Source organism: Burkholderia reimsis (assembly GCF_003294055.1).
GTDB classification, from domain to species: Bacteria; Pseudomonadota; Gammaproteobacteria; order Burkholderiales; family Burkholderiaceae; genus Burkholderia; species Burkholderia cepacia.
Map to the genome: position 1 here is coordinate 13,585 of NZ_QMFZ01000017.1, position 15,561 is coordinate 29,145.

Annotated in this window: 15 protein-coding genes and 1 pseudogene; 11 read left to right on the top strand and 5 right to left on the bottom strand. The window is 67.5% G+C overall.

Annotated features, from left to right (window positions below; translation table 11 throughout):
* Window positions 1-196 precede the first annotated feature (196 nt).
* From DPV79_RS19980 to DPV79_RS20020, 9 genes and pseudogenes are all read left to right on the top strand, one after another.
* Entirely contained in the window at window positions 197-1,387 is a 1,191-nt protein-coding gene (locus tag DPV79_RS19980) for a CaiB/BaiF CoA transferase family protein (protein ID WP_113046352.1), read from the top strand.
* A 40-nt stretch (window positions 1,388-1,427) separates the two neighbouring features.
* Window positions 1,428-2,389: pseudogene (locus DPV79_RS19985) on the top strand (hydroxymethylglutaryl-CoA lyase).
* A gap of 22 nt (window positions 2,390-2,411) precedes the next feature.
* Window positions 2,412-2,795 carry a VOC family protein gene (locus tag DPV79_RS19990; protein WP_027787387.1) on the top strand — a complete coding sequence of 128 codons (384 nt, stop codon included), beginning with the start codon at window positions 2,412-2,414 and terminating at the stop codon, window positions 2,793-2,795.
* A 251-nt stretch (window positions 2,796-3,046) separates the two neighbouring features.
* Entirely contained in the window at window positions 3,047-3,874 is an 828-nt protein-coding gene (locus DPV79_RS19995) for an alpha/beta hydrolase (protein ID WP_113046295.1), read from the top strand.
* A gap of 114 nt (window positions 3,875-3,988) precedes the next feature.
* Window positions 3,989-4,882, top strand: a complete 894-nt coding sequence (locus DPV79_RS20000) for a LysR family transcriptional regulator (RefSeq protein WP_021159618.1) — start codon at window positions 3,989-3,991, stop codon at window positions 4,880-4,882.
* 500 nt (window positions 4,883-5,382) lie between these two features.
* Window positions 5,383-5,940, top strand: a complete 558-nt coding sequence (locus DPV79_RS20005) for an RNA polymerase sigma factor (protein WP_113046296.1) — start codon at window positions 5,383-5,385, stop codon at window positions 5,938-5,940.
* 12 nt (window positions 5,941-5,952) lie between these two features.
* Window positions 5,953-6,261: a hypothetical protein gene (locus tag DPV79_RS20010; protein WP_021159616.1), complete on the top strand. Its 309-nt coding sequence runs from the start codon at window positions 5,953-5,955 to the stop codon at window positions 6,259-6,261.
* A gap of 2 nt (window positions 6,262-6,263) precedes the next feature.
* Complete coding sequence (locus DPV79_RS20015) at window positions 6,264-6,560, top strand: 4Fe-4S dicluster domain-containing protein (protein WP_059488551.1); 297 nt, start codon at window positions 6,264-6,266, stop codon at window positions 6,558-6,560.
* Window positions 6,561-6,664: 104 nt separating this feature from the next.
* A complete protein-coding gene (locus DPV79_RS20020) occupies window positions 6,665-7,426 on the top strand; it encodes an O-methyltransferase (protein ID WP_113046297.1) in 762 nt (253 codons plus the stop codon).
* Window positions 7,427-7,628: 202 nt separating this feature from the next.
* Here the strand turns inward: DPV79_RS20020 and DPV79_RS20025 are convergent, their stop codons facing one another.
* From DPV79_RS20025 to DPV79_RS20040, 3 genes are all read right to left on the bottom strand, one after another.
* Entirely contained in the window at window positions 7,629-9,089 is a 1,461-nt protein-coding gene (locus DPV79_RS20025; protein WP_113046298.1) for an MFS transporter, read from the bottom strand.
* 382 nt (window positions 9,090-9,471) lie between these two features.
* A complete protein-coding gene (gene prfH / locus DPV79_RS20035) occupies window positions 9,472-10,086 on the bottom strand; it encodes a peptide chain release factor H (RefSeq protein WP_113046299.1) in 615 nt (204 codons plus the stop codon).
* Window positions 10,080-11,228 (bottom strand): RNA ligase RtcB family protein, encoded by a 1,149-nt coding sequence (locus tag DPV79_RS20040; RefSeq protein ID WP_113046300.1) that lies wholly within the window; start codon window positions 11,226-11,228, stop codon window positions 10,080-10,082. Before DPV79_RS20040 ends, prfH begins: the two co-directional genes overlap by 7 nt.
* A gap of 737 nt (window positions 11,229-11,965) precedes the next feature.
* On the opposite strand from DPV79_RS20040, the gene DPV79_RS20050 reads away from it, so the two are divergent.
* Both DPV79_RS20050 and DPV79_RS20055 read left to right on the top strand, forming a co-directional pair.
* Entirely contained in the window at window positions 11,966-12,835 is an 870-nt protein-coding gene (locus tag DPV79_RS20050; RefSeq protein ID WP_113046302.1) for an RNA ligase family protein, read from the top strand.
* 41 nt (window positions 12,836-12,876) lie between these two features.
* Entirely contained in the window at window positions 12,877-14,010 is a 1,134-nt protein-coding gene (locus DPV79_RS20055; protein WP_113046303.1) for an AAA family ATPase, read from the top strand.
* A gap of 72 nt (window positions 14,011-14,082) precedes the next feature.
* On the opposite strand, the gene DPV79_RS20060 is transcribed toward DPV79_RS20055, so the two are convergent.
* Both DPV79_RS20060 and DPV79_RS20065 read right to left on the bottom strand, forming a co-directional pair.
* A complete protein-coding gene (locus DPV79_RS20060; protein WP_113046353.1) occupies window positions 14,083-14,766 on the bottom strand; it encodes a hypothetical protein in 684 nt (227 codons plus the stop codon).
* Window positions 14,767-14,779: 13 nt separating this feature from the next.
* Complete coding sequence (locus DPV79_RS20065; protein WP_027787377.1) at window positions 14,780-15,412, bottom strand: hypothetical protein; 633 nt, start codon at window positions 15,410-15,412, stop codon at window positions 14,780-14,782.
* Window positions 15,413-15,561 lie beyond the last annotated feature (149 nt).

The following is a 15,561-nucleotide window of genomic DNA, read 5'->3' on the forward strand; positions in this document are numbered from 1 at the left end:
CGGTGCGCGGGCCGTCGTTTGACCGTTGCGCGAGTGCGCTTTCCCGGACGGAAAGGCTGGCGCACCACATATGTGAACGGATGTCGCGCACGCCTTTCCGTTTCGGAAAGGCTGGTTGAGCATCGATCGATTTTCGCCGGGCGGGAACGCCGTCATGATCGCCGTCATCGACAACACGCTTTCATCGGAGACAGCCATGACACGCCCCCTCGACGGCATCCGCGTGCTGGAACTCGGACAACTGATCGCCGGCCCGTTCGCGGGCCGGATGCTCGCCGAATTCGGTGCGGACGTGCTCAAGGTCGAGCCGCCCGCGCTCGGCGACCCGCTGCGCAAATGGCGGCTGCTGCACGACGGCACGTCGGTCTGGTGGGCCGCGCAGTCGCGCAACAAGCGCTCGCTGACGCTCGACCTGCGCACGCCCGAAGGGCAGGACGTGGTACGCCGCCTCGTCGCGGAAACCGACGTGCTGATCGAGAACTTCCGGCCCGGCACGCTCGAGGGCTGGGGGCTCGGCTGGGACGCGCTGTCCGCGATCAACCCGGGGCTCGTGATGCTGCGCGTGTCGGGCTTCGGCCAGACGGGCCCGTACCGCGACCGTCCCGGCTTCGGCGTGATCGCCGAGGCGATGGGCGGCCTGCGGCACCTGACCGGCGAGCCTGGCCGCACGCCGGTGCGCGTCGGCATCTCGCTCGGCGATTCGCTGTCGGCGCTGCACGGCGTGATCGGCGTGCTGCTCGCGCTGCGGCATCGCGAGCAGCAGGGCGGCAAGGGGCAGGTCGTCGATGTCGCGCTGTACGAGTCGGTATTCAACATGATGGAAAGCCTGCTGCCCGAATACTCGGCGTTCGGTGCCGTGCGCGAGGCGGCCGGCAGCAGCCTGCCCGGCATCGCGCCGACCAACGCATATCGCTGCCGCGACGGCCGGTATGCACTGATCGCCGGGAACGGCGACAGCATCTTCCGGCGCCTGATGGAGTTGATCGGCCGGCCCGATCTCGGCAACGATCCCGCGCTCGCGCACAACGACGGGCGCGTCGCGCAGGTCGAGCGCATCGACGCGGCGATCGGCGCGTGGAGCGCGCGGCACGATCTCGACGCCGTGCTGGCCGCGTTGAACGACGCACGCATCCCGTCCGGGCGCATCTACGACGTGGCCGACATCGCCGCCGACCCGCATTACCGCGCGCGCGACATGCTCGTCGATGCCGCGCTGCCCGACGGCACGCCCGTGCTCGTGCCCGGCATCGTGCCGAAGCTCGGTGCGACGCCCGGGCGCATCGAGCACCCGGCGCCCGCGCTGGGCGCGGATACCGACGCGGTACTCGAAGCGCTCGGCATCGATGCGGCGACGCGCGGCGACTGGCGCACGCGCGGCGTGATCTGAACCAGAACCAGAACCAGAACCCGAACCAGGAGACGACGACATGAGCGGGCAACGCACACGGCTCTACATCCACGAAGTCGCGACGCGCGACGGTTTCCAGAACGAAGCGGCATTCGTCGACACCGACGACAAGATCGCGCTCGTCGACGTGCTGAGCGCCTGCGGCTACGCGAAGATCGAGGTCACGTCGTTCACGTCGCCGAGGGCGATCCCCGCGTTGCGCGACGCCGAGGCCGTGATGCACGGCATCGCGCGCGCACCGGGTGTCGTCTACACGGTGCTCGTGCCGAACGTGCGCGGTGCCGAGCGCGCGCTGTCGTGCGGCGTCGACGAAGTGAACCTCGTGATGTCGACGAGCGAAAGCCACAACCGCGCGAACCTGCGGATGACGCGCGAACAATCGTTCGCGCAGCTGCGCGACGTGATCGACGCGGTACGCGGCACGGGTGTCGCCATCAACGTTTCACTGTCGACCGCGATGGGCTGCCCGATGGAAGGGGACATCGCGGCCGAGGGCGTGCTCGCGTGGATGCAGCGTTTCGCCGATCTCGGCGTGCATGGCTTCACGCTGTGCGATACGACGGGCATGGCGTTTCCGTCGCAAGTGCGGGAGCTGTCGGCACGTGCGCGCGAGCGCTTCGGCGCGTTGCAGCTCACGCTGCACTTCCACAACACACGCGGGATGGCGCTTGCGAACACGCTCGCGGCACTCGACGCCGGTATCGACCGCTTCGACGCATCGCTCGGCGGCCTCGGCGGTTGCCCGTATGCGCCGGGCGCGACCGGCAACGCGTGCACCGAGGAACTCGTGCACATGCTCGAACTCGACGGCTACGATACCGGCGTCGATCTCGCGGCCGTGCTGGCCGCGTCGGCACGGCTGCCGGCGCTGATCGGCCATGACGTGCCGAGCAAGATCCTGAAGGCCGGGCGCCGCTCGGACCTTCATCCGCCGCGCGCGCGGACGCCGGCGACATGCCCGCGCAACGCGCTTTCTCGTGAACGACCAACCGGAGCGAACCTCATGGCACTGATTGACCACCTCGACCATCTCGTGCTGACCTGCGTCGATCCCGACCGGACGACGCATTTCTACACCGAGGTGCTGCAGATGCAGCTCGAAACCTTCGGGGCCGGCCGGATCGCGTTCCGCTTCGGCAACCAGAAGATCAACCTGCACGTGCGCGGCGCGGAGTTCGAACCGAAAGCGCATGTGCCGGTGCCCGGCGCGCTCGACCTGTGCTTCATCGCGTCGGTGCCGCTCGACGACGTGATCGCGCACCTGAAGCGCGTCGAATGGCCGATCGTCGAAGGGCCCGTCGAACGCACGGGCGCGACGCGGAAAATCCGCTCCGTCTACGTGCGCGATCCCGACCTGAACCTGATCGAGATCTCCGAGCTGATCTGACTCGATCCGACCGCCGGCGCACCGTCGGGCATCTCGTGCCATCGCGCATGCGGCCCGGATCGTACCGGTGCGGCCTCCTGCCGCGTCGATCTGCCGCCGAAAACGGACAGCCGGTTTCCGCGCTCGCCGATTCCGGATAGCCGGCCCGTGCCGCGCTGCGGATAATGCGTGCTTCGGCGACTGAGAAGCCGCCTTCGCACCGGACGCGACGCCTGCGTCCGCGCTTCCGCAATCCGACCCGAACGATTCCGATGACGATCCTCTATCGCGGCATGGACCGCGCGGCACTCGACGCCGCCTATCTGAACACGAAGGTGGTACCCGATTTCCCGGCGCTGCTGGCGTCGATGCAGGCGCGCAGTGCGGCGCTCTACGACACGACGCGCGGCCGGCGCGACCTGCGTTACGGTGCGCAGCCCGCGCAGCGATTCGACTGGCTGTCGTGCGGTCGGCCCGATGCGCCGCTGTTCGTGTTCATTCACGGCGGCTACTGGCAGCACTGCGCAAAAGAGGATTTTGCGTACGCGGCGAGCGGGCCGCTCGCACGCGGTTTCGACGTGATACTCGCCGAATACACGCTGGCGCCGGTCGCGACGATGACCGGCATCGTCGGCGAGATCGGTGCGCTGCTCGACTACCTGGCGAACGACCCCGACGCAATCGGTACCGCCGGGCGGCCGATCCACCTGGGCGGCCATTCGGCGGGCGGCCACCTGACGGCCGTGTACCGCGCGCATCCGGCCGTCGTGTCGGCGCTCGCGATCAGCCCGCTCGTCGATCTCGAACCGATCTCGCTGTGCGTCCTGAACGACAAGCTGCAGCTCAGCGCGCGCGAAGTGGACGCGTACAGCCCGTTGCGCCATGTCGGGCCCGGCGCACCGACGGTCGTGGCGGTCGGCGATGCCGAGCTGCCCGAACTCGTCCGGCAGGCACGCGACTATGCGACGGCTTGCGAAGCGGCGGACGAACGGATCGTCCACGTCGGGCTCCCCGGCATGCGGCACTTCGACGTGCTCGACGATCTCGCGAAGCCGGACGGTGCGATGCTCGCCGCGTTGCAGTCGATCGCGCCGCGCTAGGCGCCGTTTTGCGTCGTCGTGCACCGTGTCGCGAGGGGGCGGCCGGGCGTATGATCGGCGTCAGGCCGCCGCGCTGACGGCAAGCGCCGGCCTGGCCTCCCCAGGACCCACGACATGGTGAACCCGCTTCATTTCGATCTGCAATCGCTGCGCGTGTTCGCGCTCGTCGCCGAGCACGGCAGCCTGACGAAAGCGGCCGAGCATGGCCAGCTCACGCTGTCCGCGGTCAGCAAGCGCATCGCCGAGCTCGAAAGCGTGACGGGCAGCGCGCTGTTCGTCCGGCATGCGCGCGGTGTCGAGCTGACGCCCGCGGGCCGCGCGCTGCTCGACCATGCGGCGAAGGTGATCGAGCAGGTCAACCGGATGGCGCACGAGATGAGCGACTACGTCGCCGGCGTGCGTGGCCACATCCATGTGTGGACCAACACGTCCGCGATCGTCCAGTTCCTGCCCGCCGATCTCGCGGCGTTCCTCACCGACAATCCAGGTATCAAGGTCAGCCTCGAGGAGCGCTTGAGCCACGAGATCGTCGACGCGCTCGCGTCCGGCAAGGCCGATCTCGGCGTGTTCGCCGACAACGTGCCGGCCCCCGGTATCGAACGAAGGCTGTACCGCCGCGACGAACTCGTGCTGCTCGTGCCGCGCACGCACCGGTTCGCCGCGCGCGACAGCATCCGCTTCGCGGACACGCTCGACGAGGACTACGTCGGGCTCAGCGACGGCAGTTCGCTGCTCGCGCGCATGACCGACGCCGCGTTCGCGGTCGAGCGTTCGCTGAAGCTGCGGATCCAGGTATCGAATTTCGACGGCGTGAGCCGGATGATCGAGGCGGGGCTCGGGATCGGCATCCTGCCGCGCGACGCGGTGACCGGCGAGCGCGCGGCGCGGCTCGGGGTCGTGAAGCTCGACGATGCGTGGGCGACGCGCACGCTGTGGGTCGGCGTGAAGGCCGGAACCGTGCTGACGACCGATATCGCGAAGCTGTTCGATTTCATGTCGGCGCGTTGAGGCCGGCCTGCGAGCCGGCGGGAGTTGTCGCGGTGCGGCTTAGGGGAAGGGCGATCGTCGGGGCGCGTTTGGCTCGCCGTCGCGGGAAGCCGATGCCGTTGCGGGAAGCCATTCGTAGCAGCCGCGCCGGACCGACCGGCGGACGACTGCGAACAGCCGGCGAGTAGTACCGCCCGGATGCAGCCGACAGTCGCGAGCAGGGCACGCGCGTTCCTGTCTCGCCTCGGCAACGCCCGTGCCTGCCGCCTGCACACTTCGCCGCCGCGAAGCGCATGCTTCGCCTTGTCGTCGCGGGTTCGATCCTTGCACTATCGTTACGCCGTTCCCGCTCGTGTCGGCGATGACCGTCGGGCCGGACCAATTGCTGCCCGCCGGACGGGCGGTGTAACCGATCTCTCCGTTGAAGCCGCCCCGTTGAGCAATCATTTTTCGCACTCACCACAATATTCCCGCGCCTGAAACGTCTTCAGGTGCATGGAATCGCCACCCACTTCACGCACATGACCGACCCAGACCGCGACATCACCGCGATAGTGATGCGTGAACGAACGAGGCTGGTGAGCTTCATCCGGCGTCGGATTCGCGACCCGGACGATGCCGAGGACATCCTTCAGGACGTGTTTCACGAGTTCGTCCAGGCTTACCGGCTTCCGGCGCCCATCGAACAGGCGAGCGCGTGGCTGTTCCGCGCGGCGCGCAACCGTATCGTCGACCGCTTTCGCAAGAAGAAGGAGCAGCCGCTGACCGATCTGTCCGAGGCCGACGACGACGCGGACAGCGAGTACCGGCTGGATCTCGTGCTGCCGGCGCACGATGCCGGCCCCGAAGCCGTCTACGCGCGCACGCTCCTGCTCGAAGCCTTGCAGGATGCGCTCGACGAGCTGCCGGCGAATCAGCGCGAGGTGTTTATCGCGCACGAACTGGAGGGCCGTTCCTTCAAGGAGATGGCCACGCAAAGCGGCGTTGCGCTCAATACGCTGCTCGCGCGCAAACGCTATGCGGTCTTGCATCTGCGTGCACGACTGCAGCTCATTCATGACGAACTGGACAATACCTAGAGGAGTCGACAAATGAATTTTCGAATCAGATGCGCGGGCAAGGCGGTGCTCGTCTTGATCGCCATAGGCGTGCTCGGATGGGTCGTCATGATGTTGTGGAACTGGGTGATGCCGGCGCTGTTCGTCGGTGCCCGCACGATCGATTTCGCCCGGGCGCTGGGCCTGCTCGTGTTGAGCCGCATCCTGTTCGGCGGCTTCCGCGGACACCACGGCTGGCGCGGCCGGCGCCACTGGCGCAAGTGGGAATCGATGACGCCCGAGGAACGCGAGCATTTCCGCAACGCGTGGCGCTCCGGCGGCGACCGGCCCACGGGAGCGTGAACGTGCGCGAAAAATCCACGGGCGACTGCAAACAGCAACCGGGCGTGATCGCGCCGGTCGTCGATCTGAAGCGTTGCGAAGGCAAAGCGGATTGCGTCGCGGTTTGCCCTGAAAACGTGTTCGAGGTCAGACGCATCGACCCGGCCGATTACGTCGGCCTCGGCCTGATGCATCGCCTGAAGCTGCGCGTGCACGGCATGAAAGTCGCCTACACGCCGAACGCGCATGCGTGCCGGTCATGCGGACTATGTGTGACCGCGTGCCCCGAGCGCGCCATCACGCTCGCCCGAATCGCATGACAACCTCCGCGTGTCGCCGATATCGAGCGGCCGCGCCGAAACCCTGGCGCAAGAGGCGCGGCCGGATACATCGTCGACGTGATCAATCTCGTCAAGGAACACACATGGCTTCATCCACCGCCGTTCTTCTGCGACGGCTCCACGAAGAGAGCCGGATCGAAATCATTGCCCGCGCCCGCGCGCAGTTCCCGGGATCGAACGAGGAGCTTCTGTCGTTGGCAGAGGAATACGAAGCGATCGCCCCCCGTCTGCGGGGGCGGTTTCTCGAAACGTTCGGGCTGTTCACCGACGACTTCGACTCCCCGGAAGGCAGCCGGCTATCGTTGGCCGTGTCGCCGGAAACGGGTGGATTCTTGCGCAACATGGTGCTCTCGCAATGGCCGGCCCGAATCCTCGAACTCGGCAGCTCATGCGGCGTGTCCACGCTGTATTTCGCCGACGCACTGCGCACGTTGGGCCGTGGCGTGGTCATCGCGACCGAACGTGACCCGCTCAAGTGCGCCCGTTTGCGCGATCACGTCGGCACGGCGGGCCTGGATGCCCATGTCGACATCCGTGAAGGCGACGTATTCGAGACCGTTGCCGAACTGGACGGCCACTTCGACATGGTATTCATCGACGTCTGGGCCGACGCCTACCTGAAGTTGTTCACGCAGATCGAGCACCTGCTGCGCCCGGGGTCGATCGTCCTGGCCGACAACATGTACACGGCCGAGGACGTCGTTCGACCGTACAAGCACTATCTCGATGACGATCCGCGCTTCTCGACCACGACACTGGATTTTGAATCCGGGATCGAATTCACGGTCGTCGTTTCCCGAGCGGACATGGCATCGCAGGGCGCTTGCCGAGACGGCGCGCAGTGAAGGGCAGAACCATCGATCGCCGGGCATCTCGCTTCGGATTTCGCGTGCCAGCGGTCGACGCATACGAGCGTTACGTGACCGTAACCGTATGCGGAGAACACGACCGCCTGCCGTGGGCCGCCGGGCGACCGATACCCCGGCCATCGGCGAAGCATCAGGAACGACGCGTGAACGCGTTCCCGCGCCCCGCATCGACACGCGCTCAAACCGGATTGATCTCGTCCTGGCTGCGCCGCGTCGTCAGCGGCCCGAACACGCGCAGCGTGACGGCGACAATGCCGAGCGCAACCGAGATCACGCCAAACATCGCGCCCGCGCCGTAACCGCCGAGCACCGGCAGCAACACGAACGGCAGCGCACCGCTGACGATGCGCGACAGCGCATAGGTACTGCCGATCGCCGTCGAACGCACGCGCGCCGGAAAGATCTCCGCCTGGTACACGTGATACGCGTTGCTGAACACGTTCGACGCGCAGGTCGTCAGGAACCCGAAGCCGACGATCAGCACGGTTTGGCCCGAGTACGCGAAACACAGCCCGAACGCCGCGATCGACAGGATCGACGCAATCACGAGCGTGCGGCGCTCGATCCAGTTGAGCAGCGGAATCGACAGCAGCGAGCCGACCGGATAGCCGATGAACGACAGCGCGATGAACAGCGTACTGTCCGTCACGTCGAAGCCGCGGCTTTTCACGACCGTGCCGGCCAGCGTGCCGAAGCCGTAATAACCGAAACCCTGGAACAGATGAAAGATCGCGAGCATCAGGTAGCGCGCGCCGTACGGTTCGCGCCGCAGCAGCGCGATACGCTCGCCGAGCCCGAGCGGCCGTTGGGGCTCGACCGGTTCCGCGAATTGCTCGGGCACGCGCACGCCGGTGCCCTCCGCGAAGCGCCGCAATGCCGCGTACGCATCGGCGGTGCGGCCCTGCGCGAGCAGCCAGCGCGGGCTTTCCGGCAGCCGGTGCTGGACGAACAGCACGTACGCCGCGCCGAGGCTGCCGATCGCGAGGATGATGCGCCAGCCGGCCACGCCGCCCACGTGCAGCGGATTCAGCCACAGCGCGAGGAAACCGACGAGCGGCACCGCGACATAGGAAGTCGTATAGGCCCATGCGGCAAGCCGCCCGCGCTTTTCCTTCGGCAGGATCTCGGACAGGAAGCTGTCGGCAACCGGATAGATCGCGCCGACGCCGATGCCGGTCAGGAACCGGCACGCGACGAGCATGTCGGCGTTCACGGAAAACGCGCCGACCAGCGAGAACGCGCTGTACCACGTGAGCGTCAGCAGGAAGGCCTTGCGCCGGCCGATGCGGTCGGCGAGGCTGCCGAGGCACATCGCGCCGACGAACATGCCGATGAACGCCGATGCCAGCAGCAGCTTGAAATCGGTGCTCTGCCGGCTCAGCCCGTATTCGTTCTGCAACGCGGAACCGATCGTGCTGACGAGGAAGATCTCGTACATGTCGAAAAACAGCCCGATGCCGATCACCCAGACGACGAACCGGTGCAATGCACCGACCGGCAGGTCGTCCATGAAATCGCCGAGCGTGACGCGGCGGGCGGGGAGGGCCGACGCGGCGGCGCCCGTGCCGGCGGCGGCCGCAGGTCGTGCGGGCGCGGGTTCGCCCGCGTCGCCGCCGAGATCGAGGGAATGGCTGTTCATCGTGTCTCCTGATTATCGGTACGCCGTGGCGCGAAGCCCGGCCGTTCGCGACCGGCGCGATGCATCCGGTCGCACGACGTGGCGGCAGGCACCGCAAGCCCGTTGAAAGGGCCGGACAGGCGGGCTGTACCGATCGTCCGGCACATGGTGGGCAAATCCGCGGCACGTGATAATTGCGGATGTTTCAAGCGTCCTTTCCCGCGCAGAAAGGGTGCGGAACACGCGGCAGCCGGCATCCGTGCGTGAGGCCCGTGCAGCCTGCGTGGCGTGCGGTCGTGCACCGGAACCGCCGGCGCGCTCACGCAACCGGCTGGCCGGGAAAACCATGAGGCCCGTTGCGCGACTGCCGGCGAAACAACCGCCGGCAGTCGGGCCTTCGTGCTCAGTCGGCCGGCACGAACGCCGCCCCGTGAAACACGCGCACGGGGTTGCCGCGCTCGAGCGCAAAGTGCTGCATCCGCCGCTTCCGGCGCGCGTCGGACGCGTGACGGTCGGCCTCCTGCTGCAGTCGAACCTGCAGCAACTGCAGCGCGAGGCGCTTGTTCGCGTGCTGGCTGCGCTCGCTTTCCACGCGCACCGACAGGCCGGTCGCGACATGGGTCGCACGAATCGCCGAGCTCGTCTTGTTCACGTGCTGGCCGCCCGGCCCGCGTGCGCGCATCGCTTCGAATCGCACGTCGCCGTCCGGCAGCGGCTGCGCGTCGGCGCAGCGCGTGACACCGATGAACCAGTTCTTGCGCGGATGGCGCAACCGGTACGGGCTCGCGCAGATCCATTGCAGCGTGCCCGTCCAGCGGTCCGCCAGCGCCTGCGCGCCGGCACCGTCGAGATCGAGCAGCGCCGAGCGCAGCGTGCCGGGCCGTTCACCCGGCTGCACATCGAGCACCGTGACGACGACGCGCTGCGCATCGGCTTCCGCCTGCAGGCGCCGCAACGCATTGGCCGCGGCGAGCTGGCACTCCAGCGGCCCGTGCGCGGAAGAAATCTGCATCAGCATCGGCCTGCCTCCCCGGACGTCTTGTAGGTCAGCACCGGCGCGAGCCGCGCGAGCTTGCGCAGCAGGCCGGCCGCCTCGAGCGCGTCGACGACGCTGTCGATCGGCTTGTAGGCCTGCGGCGCTTCCTCGTACAGCAGTTCGCGGTCTTCGCAGACGACGTGGCTGCCGAGTGGCGTACGCGTGAGCTGCGACGGCGTGACGCGCCGTTCGAGACGCCCCTTGCAATCGCCGCGCGCCCACTTGCGGCCCGCGCCGTGTGCAAGCGACGCGAGGCTGGCCGCATCGTCGGGCCGCACGGGGGCGACGAGATAGCTGTAGTCGCCGCGCGACCCGGGAATCACGACCGGCCCCGCATCGGCCGGCGTCGCGCCTTTGCGATGCAGCCAGCCGGGCTCGCCGTCGACGCGCGCGCGGCTCACCAGGTTGTGGTTCACGTCGAGCACGCACCGGCCGTCGCTGCGCCAGCGCGCCAGCATGCGCCGCGCGATCAGGTCGCGATTCGCGATCGCGTAGCGCAACGCCGCGTCGTGGCGCGCAAGGTATGCCGTGCATGCGGCATCCGTATCGTCGAGCCCGTTGTAGCCGTGCTCGCGCATGTGCTGTTCGAGGATCGACTGGCCGAAACCGCGCGACCCGCTGTGCACGAGCAGCAGCAGGCGCTCGTGATCGAGGCCGAGTGCGTGGACGGCATCGGCGTCGTACACCGCGTCGATCCGCTGCGCTTCCGCGAAATGATTGCCGCTGCCGATCGTGCCGAGCGATGCCGCGAACGCGTGATCCGCGAACCCGGCGGCCGCGATGAGCGGCTGCCAGCTTGCATCGGGCGTGGCGTCGATCGAGCCGAGCCGGCTCGCGAGCTTCGACGCGCTGACGCGCCGCGCATCGAGCGCGGTTTGCCACAGCGCCATTCCGCAGCCGATATCGCCGCCGATCAGCGCCGGGTACAGCCGGCCCGTCGAAAAGAACGCGGCGCCGACCGGGTAGCCGCGTCCGGGGTGAAGATCGGGCATGCCGGCGACACGCCGCATGCCGGGGAGGGTGGCAGCGTGTTCGAGCTGCCGGATGGCCTCACCTTCGATCCAGGTGGTGGCGCAAGCGCACAAGGTGACGCGCTCGCCCAGGTATTGCATGGAATTGCCCATGGAGGTTTCCGTTCGATGAAAAGGTAGAACGGCGGGCCATGGCGCAGGCAGCGCTCGAATGCGCTGCCCGACATCGGAAGTCGGGAAGAGGGCGGCACGACCGGATCGGAACGACCCGGCTCATCGCCGTGACGGCGATACGGTGTGCTGCTGCGTGGCGTGAACGATGAAACGGACGGACGCGAAAAACCCGGACTACGACCCGCGACGGGAGGAGCGTTGGCGTGACGTCATGATGTTCTTCTCCTTGCGAGTGAGGGGTTGATCGGAATGGCGGCGACTCTAGCATGCACGCAGCGGGCGCAGCAAGCGGACAGCACGGCGCTGCCCATCGAATCGTCGCCCGATGTGGCGAAAAACACACATATAGATATCCTGACAATGTGCGTGCCGACGGCGCGTGCGGCACGCCACAGCAGGTTTTCAACACATGCAGGCGGCCGCATCAGCGGGTTCCGACAGCGCTTGACAGTGCAAAAGCCGCTTCGTAGCATCCGCCTGCTTCATCCCTGAACCCTCATCGAACCGGTGATCCAAGTGCCCGCAAACATTCGTCCCTTCGCCTGATACGCCGACGACTGCCGTCCCGGCCGCGTGTCGTCCTGCCCGTTTCCGCCTGCGTCGCCGCGCCGGAACGTCGACTGCAGGAACGCGCCCGGACAAGCACTGACACCGCAACGCACACCAGACCGTTCGTTCACGTCGTCGGCTTTTTCCCCTGTTTCCGGAGAAAGACCATGACGCTGGATTTTCGCGCATACGCGCAATCGCTCGACCTCGCCCGCTACCCGCGCACGCCGCATCTCGAAGGCTCGCGCCTGCAGGACGGCGACGAAGGTCGTGACCACGTTCCCTATCGCACCCTCGCGGGCGCACACATCGTCGTCGAGGAAAAGCTCGACGGCGCGAACACGGGCATCAGCTTCGGCCCGGCGGGCGAACTGCTGCTGCAGTCGCGCGGCCACTATCTGGCCGGCGGCGGCCGCGAGCGGCAGTTCGGTTTCGTGAAGACGTGGGCCGCCGCCCATGCAGGCTGGCTGCTCGACCGCCTCGGCGATCGCTACGTGATGTACGGCGAGACGATGAGCAAGAAGCACGCGGTGTTCTACGACGCGCTGCCGCATCACTTCTTCGAATTCGACGTGTTCGACCGCACGACGGGCCGTTTCCTGTCGACGTGTGCGCGTCGTGCGCTGCTTGCCGACGGGCCCGTGCTGTCGGTGCCCGTGCTGTACGAAGGCATCGCGCCGGCGCGGCTCGCCGACCTGAAGGCCCTGCTCGGCCCGTCGCTCGCGAAGACGCCGAACTGGCGTCGCGCGTTCGAGGAAACGGTGCGGCGGCAGGGGCTCGACCTCGCGCGCGCATGGCAGCAGTGCGACAAGTCGGCCTGCGCGGAAGGGCTCTACGTGAAGGTCGAGACGGACGACACGACGACCGCGCGCCTGAAGTGGGTCCGCCACGATTTCGTGCAGGCGATTCTCGAATCGGCGCGCCATCACTCGGAGCAACCGTTCATCCCGAACCTGCTCGCGCCGGACGTCGACCTGTATGCGCCGCGCCCGACGGTCACGTGGCGATCGATCGCCGCGACGCGCGCGCACCCATGAATGCGGAACGGCCGTGCGCCGTTTCGAGAGGAGTCTTGATCATGAAGTACGAACAACTGCAGGCACTCGTGCCCGCGCCCGGACGGCAGCCGGACTATCGCGCCTGCCTCGCGGCGTTTCCCGCGCTCGAACAGGCGAAGACGACACCGCAGGAGCCGGCGCATCACGGCGAAGGCGACGTGTGGACGCATACGACGATGGTGATCGATGCGCTGCTCGCGTTGCCCGCTTATCAGGCCGCATCGCGCGCCGACCAGGAAATCGTGTTCCTGGCCGCGCTACTGCACGACATCGCGAAGTACCACACGACGGTCGTCGATCCCGTCACCGGCGCGATCGGCCATCCCGGCCACTCGCGCAAGGGGGCGATCGATGCGCGTATCGCGCTGTGGGATGCCGGCGTGCCGTTCGCGGTGCGCGAGGCGATCTGCCGGATGATCGCCGTGCACCAGGTGCCGTTTTTCGCGATGAGCGGGTCGCGCCGCGGCACGCCCGAGTTCATCGCGCGCGAACTGTCGTGGCAGGTGAGCCTGCCGCTGCTGTGCCTGCTCGCCGAAGCCGATATGCGCGGGCGCATCTGCAGCGATACGCAGCGCGTGCTCGACAACATCGAACTGTTGCGCGAACTGGCACGGGACGAGGGGTGTTATGGCCAGCCGCGCGCGTTCGCCGACGCGCACACCGCGCTCAGCTACTTTCGCGGCGCGGACGTGCATCCCGACTATCCGCTGTTCCGCACGCCGGGCTCGCGGGTCGTCGTGATGTCGGGCCTGCCCGCGTCGGGCAAGAACACGTGGGTCGCGCAGCATCATCCGGAGCTGCCTGTCGTGTCGTTCGACGATGCACGCGACGCATTGGGGCTGCGCCATGGCCAGAACGAGGGCGCCGTCGCGCACCGTGCGGTCGACGCCGCGAAAGCGCTGTTGCGGGAGAAGCGGCCGTTCGTGTGGAACGCGACGAACCTGTCGCCGCTGATGCGCAAGAAGACGCTCGACCTGCTGTTCGCGTACGGCGCCGACGTGACGCTCGTCTATCTCGAGCGGCCGCGCGCGGAGCTGTTGCGCCGCAACGCGCGGCGCGACACGTCGCTGACGAACCGCGCGCTCGAGGCGATGCTGCCGCGCTGGGATCCGCCGCTGCCCACCGAAGCGCACGCGGTGCGGTACGAAATCTGATGCGGCAACGTCGCGACAAATGTCACCGCGCGAGCCGGTACACCGCCCGTCATGGCGGCATACCGGCTCGCATCATTTCAGCGCGGGATTCTGCTGCGTCGCACACGCGCGCAACGCGGTGACGAGATCGGGCTGGCCGAGCTTCTCGAACAGGTCGGCCATTTCCATCTGCGCGACCGGATCGCCTTCGCGCGCCGCGCGCCAGCGCAGCGACGCGATCATCCCGCTCATGCCTTCGCCGGGCGTTTCGCCATCGTAGCCCGACATCGCCTGCAAGACATCCGCGAGCTTGTTGTAGCCGGCCGGCACGTGATGAACGAGCAGCCAAGCAATCGCCGGCTGCGCGCCTTCCCAATCCTCGTCGTCGAGCGAACTGCTCGCGAGGCGCGCGGCCGCACGCCACGAACCGAGCGATGCGGCCTTCGCGTAGGCCTTGTCGGCCTCGCGGCCGCGCGACGACGGCGCCGCGTCGAACGCGGCCTGCGCTTCGGCCGACGGCGGCGGCAGCGCGAGCTTCGTGCAGCTGAATGCACCGGCATCCGGTGCGTTGCCGGGCAGGCCGGCCCAGCGCGCCTGGTCCTTCAGCGCGCGATCGAGCGTGGGCCGCACGTCGCTTTCCTTCATCGACGCGAACACCCAGTCGGTACGAACATGGCGCGCGGCGTCCCAGTCGCTTTCGGCGGCGGCATGTTGCGCGAACGCGAGGCAGGCCGCCACGCAGCCGATGCGGAACAGGTTTCGGACAGGAGATTTCATCGCCGATCGCACCTCAACTCGCCACGATGATGAAGGTGGTGAGCGCGATCGGAAACAGCGCGAGGCCGAGCAGGCCCAACGCGCCATCGGCCGCCATCGCGATCGGCGACAAGGCCAGCTTCGCGCCGCGGCCGACAGCCGTCAGCTTGTCCGTCACCGTGACCTCGTACGGACGATTGAACGCCTGCGGAACCGACGAAGACGTGACATCGTTCGGCAGATAGCGCTTGCCGCTGATCCTGCCTTCCGACTCCAGATAGGCACCGTCCTTCTTGAAACCGTCCGCGAGCGCACGCTCGCGCACGTCGGAGCCGGTCGGCGCATCCGCGTAGTCCAGCCGCATCGTGTATTGACCGGTAATCGCGTCGCCGTGCGCCTCGAAATCGCTGAACGCCGTGTGAATCTTGGGGCGATAGGGGGCGTTGAGCACCGTCGCAAGGCTCGGCGGCATCTCGAAGATGTAGTGATACTTCTTGCCGAGTACGACGAGCTGTTTGCCGTCCGCGGTAATCAGGAACGTCGACAAGGTTTCGTCGTATTTCGAATCGCTCATCCACGCCTTGGTGACGGGGCCGAAATTGGAGCAGCCGGCAAGCATGCCGGACGCGGCCACGGCGGGCAGGGCGAGAAATGTTCTTCTTTTCATGAGTGCTGGTTGGTTGTGGTTCGTTATTCAGCGGTACCGCTTGAATGTCGGACGCCGCGTTCGATGAACGCGGCACCCTGACGGCCGTTCGTGCGGTTTCTGCGCCTGCGCATTGTAGGGCCAAAGCGGCAAGTGCAGTGTCCCCGGAG

What these genes read in the sequence shown, in the direction of transcription:
- DPV79_RS19995 (WP_113046295.1), top strand. Translation starts at nt 3,047, where the DNA reads ATGACGATCCTCTATCGCGGCATGGACCGCGCGGCACTCGACGCCGCC.
- DPV79_RS20010 (WP_021159616.1), top strand. Translation starts at nt 5,953, where the DNA reads ATGAATTTTCGAATCAGATGCGCGGGCAAGGCGGTGCTCGTCTTGATC.
- DPV79_RS19980 (WP_113046352.1), top strand. Translation starts at nt 197, where the DNA reads ATGACACGCCCCCTCGACGGCATCCGCGTGCTGGAACTCGGACAACTG.
- DPV79_RS20040 (WP_113046300.1), bottom strand. Translation starts at nt 11,228, where the DNA reads ATGGGCAATTCCATGCAATACCTGGGCGAGCGCGTCACCTTGTGCGCT.
- DPV79_RS20020 (WP_113046297.1), top strand. Translation starts at nt 6,665, where the DNA reads ATGGCTTCATCCACCGCCGTTCTTCTGCGACGGCTCCACGAAGAGAGC.
- DPV79_RS20065 (WP_027787377.1), bottom strand. Translation starts at nt 15,412, where the DNA reads ATGAAAAGAAGAACATTTCTCGCCCTGCCCGCCGTGGCCGCGTCCGGC.
- DPV79_RS20000 (WP_021159618.1), top strand. Translation starts at nt 3,989, where the DNA reads ATGGTGAACCCGCTTCATTTCGATCTGCAATCGCTGCGCGTGTTCGCG.
- DPV79_RS20025 (WP_113046298.1), bottom strand. Translation starts at nt 9,089, where the DNA reads ATGAACAGCCATTCCCTCGATCTCGGCGGCGACGCGGGCGAACCCGCG.
- prfH (WP_113046299.1), bottom strand. Translation starts at nt 10,086, where the DNA reads ATGCTGATGCAGATTTCTTCCGCGCACGGGCCGCTGGAGTGCCAGCTC.
- DPV79_RS20005 (WP_113046296.1), top strand. Translation starts at nt 5,383, where the DNA reads ATGACCGACCCAGACCGCGACATCACCGCGATAGTGATGCGTGAACGA.
- DPV79_RS20050 (WP_113046302.1), top strand. Translation starts at nt 11,966, where the DNA reads ATGACGCTGGATTTTCGCGCATACGCGCAATCGCTCGACCTCGCCCGC.
- DPV79_RS20060 (WP_113046353.1), bottom strand. Translation starts at nt 14,766, where the DNA reads ATGAAATCTCCTGTCCGAAACCTGTTCCGCATCGGCTGCGTGGCGGCC.
- DPV79_RS19990 (WP_027787387.1), top strand. Translation starts at nt 2,412, where the DNA reads ATGGCACTGATTGACCACCTCGACCATCTCGTGCTGACCTGCGTCGAT.
- DPV79_RS20055 (WP_113046303.1), top strand. Translation starts at nt 12,877, where the DNA reads ATGAAGTACGAACAACTGCAGGCACTCGTGCCCGCGCCCGGACGGCAG.